This is a genomic window from Mesorhizobium sp. M7A.F.Ca.CA.002.05.1.1 (assembly GCF_003998335.1).
GTDB lineage: Bacteria > Pseudomonadota > Alphaproteobacteria > Rhizobiales > Rhizobiaceae > Mesorhizobium.
On the sequence record NZ_RZQI01000229.1, the window covers coordinates 1 to 7,510 of the forward strand.

Consider the following 7,510-nt stretch of genomic DNA (forward strand, 5'->3'; position numbering starts at 1 on the left):
GATTTCGACCGTCTCGCACGGTCGGCTCATCTATCGCGGGCAGGACGCCGCAGTGCTCTCCGGGCACGCCACACTGGAAGAAGCCGCCGCCATTCTCTGGGCTCTGCCGGAACCGGTGGCTTTCGAAGCACCGTCGCCGGATGTGCCCCATCAAGCCGGCCGGGCCTCGGCTTTTGCGCAACTTGCCGTGCTTGCCGGCCAAGGGCGCCCGTCGCTTGGGCGCAACCGGGCCTCGCTGCATGCCGATGCCGCGCACGCTGTCGGCGTGCTGGTCGCCGCGCTGGGCGCACCGGCAGGACCAGATCCCGTCCATCAGCGGCTGGCGCAGGCCTGGTCGGTGGACGCCGGCGGCGCCAATGCGATCCGCCGCGCGCTTGTCCTGCTTGCCGATCATGAACTGAATGCGTCGACCTTCGCCGCGCGCGTCGCAGCCTCGACCGGCGCGCCGCTGGCCGCTTGCCTGCTGGCCGGGCTCGCGACGCTGTCAGGCCCTCGCCATGGCGGTGCCGGCGAGGCGGTGATGCAACTGGCCGAGGATGCGGCCCGACATGGCGCCGATGCGACGATCCGGCGCTGGCTCAGCCACGACCGGCCATTGCCGGGGTTCGGTCATCAGCTCTATCCTGACGGCGATCCCCGAGGGGCGGCGCTTCTGTCGGTGATCGAGGTTGACGGCACACTATCTTCGCTGCGCGATGCTGCCCTTGCGGCGACCGGCGCGCTTCCCAATATCGACTTTGGGCTGGCAGCGCTGACGCGCAGCCTCGGCTTGCCGCGCGATGCGCCGTTTCGCCTGTTTGCGCTCGCACGCAGCGTCGGCTGGGCCGAGCACACGGTCGAACAGATCACAAGCGGAAGTGTCATCAGGCCGCGCGGCCGCTATGAGGGCGTGCTGGTGTAGGGTTGCAAGAGCGCCAAGCGCTCAGGACATCGTGTCGAGCTTGCGCTGCATGGCCGCGATCTGGTCCTTCAGTTCCTGAAGATCGTCGGGTTTTTCTGACGTTTCCTTCCTGGCCGGCTCGGGCGATGGCGCGGCGGCTGGCGCGGTGCCGGCGGGCGGGAACGGCGTGAACAGCCGCATCGCATTCTGGAACATTTCCATGTTGCGGCGTGTCTGTTCCTCCAGCGCCTTGATCGGCGTGGTGATCTTCATCATGTCGAGCGGCGACTTGCCGATCGCCCCCTTCATCTGCTCGCGAAAGCGCTCCTGCTCCTTGGAAAAGGCAAGCATCGACTGTTCGAGGAAGCTCGGCACGATCATCTGCATCTGGTCGCCGTAATAAGCGATGAGCTGGCGCAGGAACGGGATCGGCAGCATGTTCTGCCCGTCCTTGTTCTCCAGTTCGAAGATGATCTGTGTCAGCACCGGATGCGTGATGTCGTCGCCGGTCTTGGCGTCCTGGACGGTGAACTCCTCGCCCTTCTTGACCATCTCGGCGAGGTCCTCGAGCGTCACATAGGTGCTGGTGCCGGTGTTGTAGAGGCGGCGATTGGCGTATTTCTTGATGATGATCGGATCGTCTTTAGCGGCCATCTACATCCTCCCGGGGACACCGGCGCGCCTCTGAGCAAGCCGCCGATAACGATTGTGCCTTTTTTTTGAGGATATGCGCAAAAGCTTCACAATTCCAAGCAGTTTGTGCAGTGCGGGATCACTAAATGCTGCATAGCAGGCAAAATATGCTGCGCAGCAATGGACGAATGGTCGCCCTGGCAAGGCACGGCCTGCTTGCGGCGCATGGGCGCCATGCCCATTTCCGGTTTGACTTGGGGTTGGGAAAGGGCAAGAAAAGTCCCCAACGACAGAGCAACACCCTTGAAGTCTGGAGAAGAAAATGTCCGCTTCCATCGTCATTGCCAGTGCGGCGCGCACGCCGGTCGGCTCCTTCAACGGCGCCTTCGCCGCCACCCCTGCGCATGAACTCGGCGCCGTCGTCATCAGGGAATTGCTGTCGCGTGCCGGTGTCGAACCAGGCGAGGTCGACGAGGTCATCCTCGGCCAGGTGCTGACCGCCGCGCAAGGCCAGAACCCGGCCCGCCAGGCATCGATCAATGCCGGCCTGCCCAAGGAAACCACAGCCTGGGGCCTCAATCAGGTTTGCGGCTCGGGCCTGCGTGCCATTGCGCTCGGCATGCAGCAGATCGCCATCGGCGACGCCAAGGTGATCATCGCCGGCGGCCAAGAATCGATGTCGCTTTCGACGCATGCCCAGCACCTGCGCGCCGGCGTCAAGATGGGCGACTTCAAGCTGATCGACACCATGATCAAGGACGGGCTGTGGGACGCCTTCAACGGCTATCACATGGGCAACACCGCCGAAAACGTCGCGCGTCAGTTCCAGATCACCCGCGAAGACCAGGACCAGTTCGCGCTCGCCTCGCAAAACAAGGCCGAGGCCGCGCAGAAGGCCGGCAAGTTCAAGGACGAGATCGTCGCCGTCACCATCAAGGGCAAGAAGGGCGACACCATCGTCGACCAGGACGAATACATTCGCCACGGCGCCACGATCGACGACATGACCAAGCTGAAACCGGCTTTCGACAAGGACGGCACGGTGACCGCCGCCAACGCCTCCGGCATCAATGACGGTGCCGCCGGCGCGCTGCTGATGAGCGAGGCGGAAGCGGTGAGGCGCGGCATCACCCCGCTGGCACGCATCGTGTCCTGGGCAACCGCCGGCGTCGATCCGCAGATTATGGGCACCGGCCCGATCCCAGCATCGCGCAAGGCCTTGGAAAAGGCCGGCTGGTCGGTCGGCGATCTCGACCTGGTCGAGGCCAACGAGGCCTTTGCGGCACAGGCCTGCGCCGTCAACAAGGACATGGGCTGGGATCCCTCGATCGTCAACGTCAATGGCGGCGCCATCGCCATCGGCCACCCGATCGGTGCGTCCGGCGCCCGCGTCTTCAACACGCTGGTCTTCGAAATGCGCCGGCGCGGCGCCAAGAAAGGCCTCGCCACCTTGTGCATCGGCGGCGGCATGGGCGTCGCCATGTGCATCGAAGCACTCTGAAAAAGAAGTGAGTAGCAAATAGGGAGTAGTCAATAGGGAAGAATTGCGTCAGCGCGACGGGACGTAGATCCCTACTCGCTATTCGCTACTCCCTATTCGCTCTCCCGACCAAAGGGAGGGAACACGCATGACCAAGGTAGCAATCGTCACAGGCGGATCGCGCGGCATCGGCGCGGCGATCTCGATCGCATTGAAGACCGTCGGCTATTCGGTTGCCGCGAACTATGCCGGCAATGACGCCGCAGCGGCGAAATTCAAGGCCGAGACCGGCATTCCGGTCTACAAATGGTCGGTCGCCGACTATGATTCCTGCGCCGCCGGCATCAAGCAGGTCGAGGCCGATCTCGGCCCGGTCTCGGTGCTGGTCAACAATGCCGGCATCACCCGCGACGCCATGTTCCACAAGATCACGCGCGAGCAGTGGAAAGAGGTCATCGACACCAACCTGTCCGGCGTCTTCAACATGACGCATCCGCTGTGGAGCGGCATGCGCGACCGCAAGTTCGGCCGCGTCATCACCATTTCCTCGATCAACGGCCAGAAGGGCCAGGCCGGCCAGGTCAACTATTCCGCCGCCAAGGCCGGCGACATCGGTTTCAGCAAGGCTCTCGCTCAAGAGGGAGCACGCGCCGGCATCACCGTCAACGTCATCTGCCCTGGCTACATCGCCACCGAGATGGTCAAGGCGATTGACGAGAGGGTGCTCAACGACCGCATCATCCCACAAATCCCCGTCGGCCGCCTCGGCGAACCGGAAGAGATCGCGCGCTGCGTCGTCTTCCTCGCATCCGAAGATGCCGGCTTCATCACCGGCTCGACCATCACGGCCAATGGCGGCCAATACTTCGCCTGACGACGTGGCGATGTAGGAGATCGACGGGCCGGCACACCGGCCCGTTTCCGGCACGGTCCCTTTGACGTGCTCGCGACCGTAGCTGACCCAATTCGGCACGCAGAGGTTAACAGCCACCCGCCGCCCTGTGCGAAAGCTGCTTCGTAACCTGTGGATTCTCGGTGGATAAGCTGTTCACAACACAAGATATTGGGGTGAACAAATCGGGAAAATCGCGCCATCGCTGATTCGTCGCCGATTCGTTCCGGCTATGAGCCGAACGTTAACGACGACAGCCGGAATCGTCTGCCCAACTGCTTAACGCAGGTTAAGAAAGATCAACAATTTCATCATGTTGGTTGAGGCGCGCCTAGCCGCCGTGATTGTTTCCAGGCAAAGGTTAACGGCAACACCCTCTTAGCATGAAACGGGCCAGTTCAGCGATTCAGCATGTGGTGCGACTCGCGGCCGCGAAATCCACATGTAGCCGTGAACAAAAGCTGAATCTGCAGGAGTCACTGATTCGTCGCCGATTCGTTCCAGACTCGTTCTATCCGTTAATCCGCAGCCGATTGGAAGCTTGACAAAACCACCTTCTCGCCGCCGGCGGAACATTCCGCTTTCGCTTCGCGCCCGAAATCCCTATGTGTCGCCTGTCATACGCGCCATTTGAGGCACGCTCCCGACAACCAGAGGCCAGAAGCCTTATTTCCAGGTCCCAGAAGCCTTATTCTAGGTTGATGAACATCCAGCCCAAACACACAGAGCCGCTGATCCTGTCGGGCCGCGACGTGACCGCCGTGCTCGGGCCGACCAACACCGGCAAGACCCATCTCGCCATCGAGCGCATGGTGGCGCATGAGAGTGGGATCATCGGCCTGCCGCTCAGACTTCTGGCGCGCGAGGTCTACGCCCGCGTCTGCGAAAAGGTCGGCGCCCACAAGGTTGCGCTGATCACCGGCGAGGAAAAGATCCAGCCGCCGGGCGCCAGATATTCGGTCTGCACCGTCGAGGCCATGCCGCGCGAGACCGACGCCGCCTTTGTCGCCATCGACGAGGTGCAGCTCGCCGGTGACCTCGAGCGCGGCCACATCTTCACCGATCGCATCCTGCACCTTCGCGGCCGTCAGGAAACGCTGCTGCTGGGTGCTGCCACCATGCATGGCATCCTGCAGCGCCTGCTGAGGGGTGTCTCGGTGGTGACGCGGCCGAGGCTGTCGCATCTTGCCTATGCCGGTTCCAAGAAGCTGACCCGCCTGCCGCGGCGCACGGCGATCGTCGCCTTCTCCGCCGACGAGGTCTACGCCATCGCCGAGTTGATCCGCCGCCAGCAGGGCGGTGCCGCCGTCGTGCTCGGCGCGCTCTCGCCGCGCACCCGCAACGCCCAGGTGGCGCTGTTCCAGTCCGGCGATGTCGACTACCTCATCGCTACCGACGCAATCGGCATGGGTCTCAATCTCGATCTCGACCACGTCGCCTTCGCCCAGAACCGCAAGTTCGATGGCTTCCAGTACCGCAACCTGACCGCGGCCGAGCTCGGCCAGATCGCCGGCCGCGCCGGCCGGCATCTGCGTGACGGCACCTTCGGTGTCACCGGCCAGGTCGACCCGCTCGACGAAGAGCTGATCAAGAAGATCGAAGGCCACGATTTCGATCCGGTGAAGGTGCTGCAGTGGCGCACCGCGCATTTCGACTTTGCCAGCCTCGACGCGCTGAAGCGCTCGATCGAGACCAACGCTCCGGTCGAGGGACTGACGCGGGCATTGCCTGCCGTCGACGCACAGGCGCTCGAGCATCTGTCGCGCGACGAAGACATCCGCGCGCTCACCACCAATGCCAAGCGCGTGGCGCTGCTGTGGGAAGCCTGCGCGCTGCCCGACTACCGCAGGATCGCGCCGGCGCAGCATGCCGACCTCATTGCCTCGATCTACACGGACCTCGCACGCCACGGCCATGTCGACGAGAATTACATGGCCGAGCAGGTGCGCCGCGCCGACACCACCGAGGGCGACATTGACACGCTGTCGCATCGCATAGCCCAGATCCGCACCTGGACATTCGTGTCGAACCGGCCCGGCTGGCTGGCCGATCAGGCACACTGGCAGGAAAAGACGCGCGAAATCGAAGACAGATTGTCGGATGCGCTGCATGAGCGGTTGACGAAACGCTTCGTAGACCGCAGGACTTCCGTCCTCATGCGGCGCCTTAGAGAAAATACCATGCCTGAAGCCGAAATTAGCCCTACCGGAACCGTCCTTGTCGAAGGCCACCATGTCGGCGAGTTGCAAGGGTTCCGCTTCACCGCCGACCAGACCGCCGGCGGCGAAGACGCCAAGGCGGTGCGCACCGCTGCCCAGAAGGCGCTGGCCGCCGAGTTCGAATCGCGCGCCGAACGCTTCGGCGCCTGCGCCAATGGCGACATCGCGCTCGGCTCGGACGGCACGCTGCGCTGGATCGGCGCGCCGATCGGCACGCTTGTATCAGGCGAAGACGCGCTGAAGCCGCGGTTGGTGCTGCTGGCCGACGAACAACTGACCGGCCCGGCGCGCGACAAGGTTGCCGCGCGTGCCGAGCGTTTCGTCAATTTCCAGATCGAGTCGCTGCTGAAGCCACTGGTCGACTTGAAAAACGCCGACCAGATTTCCGGCATCGGCCGCGGCATCCCCTTCCAGCTGGTCGAGAATTTCGGCCTCATCAACCGCCGCGACATCGCCGAGGAGATGAAGTCGCTCGACCAGGAAGGCCGCGCCACCCTTCGCCGGCTTGGCGTGCGCTTCGGCGCCTACCATGTCTTCGTGCCGGCGCTGATCAAGCCGGCGCCTGCCGGACTGGTGACGCTGTTGTGGGCGCTGAAGAACGACGGCAAGGACAAGCCGGGTTTTGGCGACGTGGTCCATGCGCTCGCCTCGGGTCGCACCTCGGTGGTGATCGACCCTGCTTTCGACAAGACGTTCTATAAGCTTGCCGGCTACCGCAATCTCGGCCGTCGCGCCGTGCGCATCGACATACTGGAACGGTTGGCGGATCTGATCCGTCCGGCGACCAACTGGAAGCCCGGCCTCGGCCAGCGCCCGGACGGCGCCTATGACGGCCAGTCCTTCATGGTGACGCCGCCGATGATGTCGATCCTCGGCGCCACCGCGGACGACATGGAAGAAATTCTCAAGGGTCTCGGCTATCGTGCCGAGCCTAAGCCGGCCGTCGAGGTCAAGGCGCGGCTCGAAGCGCAGGACAACGCCGCCCGCGAAGCGGCGGTGGCGAAACTGGCGACGGAAGAAGCTGAACGAGCCGAGCAGGCCAAATCGGCCGAAGCCGCGGCAACGGATGCCGCAGCAGAGGCAGCCGTCGAAGAGTCGGAGGCGGCATCGGACGCAGTGGCCGTTTCGGAAACCGCGGCCGAAATTCCCGCCGAAATCACCTCCGACGCCGCGGCGGAACCTGCTTCGCCTGCCGTGGAAGAACAGGCGGACGCTCCGGTCGAAACCGTGCAAGACGAAGCGCCTGTTGCCGAGGCTGCTGCTGAACCGGCACCGGCTGAACCGCAGGCAGAGGCTGAAGCTGCCGAGACTGAAGCCGCAGCGGCAGAAGAAGCCGCAACGGCCGACCTGGCGGCAAATGCCGCGCCCGCAACGGACGCCGCGCCGGACGAACCTGTGGCGGTGAT

5 protein-coding genes are annotated in these 7,510 nt (G+C 64.0%); 4 read left to right on the forward strand and 1 reads right to left on the reverse strand.

Going from position 1 to position 7,510, the window contains the following annotated elements:
* Positions 1–901 (forward strand): citrate synthase (locus tag EN939_RS13970; RefSeq protein WP_127268474.1); only part of this gene is annotated, 901 nt, incomplete at its 5' end.
* A 21-nt stretch (positions 902–922) separates the two neighbouring features.
* Here EN939_RS13970 and phaR read toward each other — a convergent pair.
* The gene (gene phaR / locus EN939_RS13975) at positions 923–1,534 is read right to left on the reverse strand and encodes a polyhydroxyalkanoate synthesis repressor PhaR (RefSeq protein WP_027037157.1); all 612 of its coding nucleotides are present in this window, start codon (positions 1,532–1,534) and stop codon (positions 923–925) included.
* 301 nt (positions 1,535–1,835) lie between these two features.
* Between phaR and EN939_RS13980 the strand changes: the two genes are divergently transcribed.
* From EN939_RS13980 to EN939_RS13990, 3 genes are all read left to right on the forward strand, one after another.
* Positions 1,836–3,014, forward strand: coding sequence for an acetyl-CoA C-acetyltransferase (locus EN939_RS13980; RefSeq protein WP_127268475.1), 1,179 nt, complete (start codon positions 1,836–1,838; stop codon positions 3,012–3,014).
* A 127-nt stretch (positions 3,015–3,141) separates the two neighbouring features.
* A complete protein-coding gene (gene phbB, locus EN939_RS13985; protein ID WP_023814310.1) occupies positions 3,142–3,867 on the forward strand; it encodes an acetoacetyl-CoA reductase in 726 nt (241 codons plus the stop codon).
* Positions 3,868–4,586: 719 nt separating this feature from the next.
* On the forward strand, positions 4,587–7,510 hold a 2,924-nt coding region (locus tag EN939_RS13990), incomplete at its 3' end, for a helicase-related protein (RefSeq protein WP_127268476.1).

What these genes read in the sequence shown, in the direction of transcription:
- EN939_RS13980 (WP_127268475.1), top strand. Translation starts at nt 1,836, where the DNA reads ATGTCCGCTTCCATCGTCATTGCCAGTGCGGCGCGCACGCCGGTCGGC.
- phaR (WP_027037157.1), bottom strand. Translation starts at nt 1,534, where the DNA reads ATGGCCGCTAAAGACGATCCGATCATCATCAAGAAATACGCCAATCGC.
- phbB (WP_023814310.1), top strand. Translation starts at nt 3,142, where the DNA reads ATGACCAAGGTAGCAATCGTCACAGGCGGATCGCGCGGCATCGGCGCG.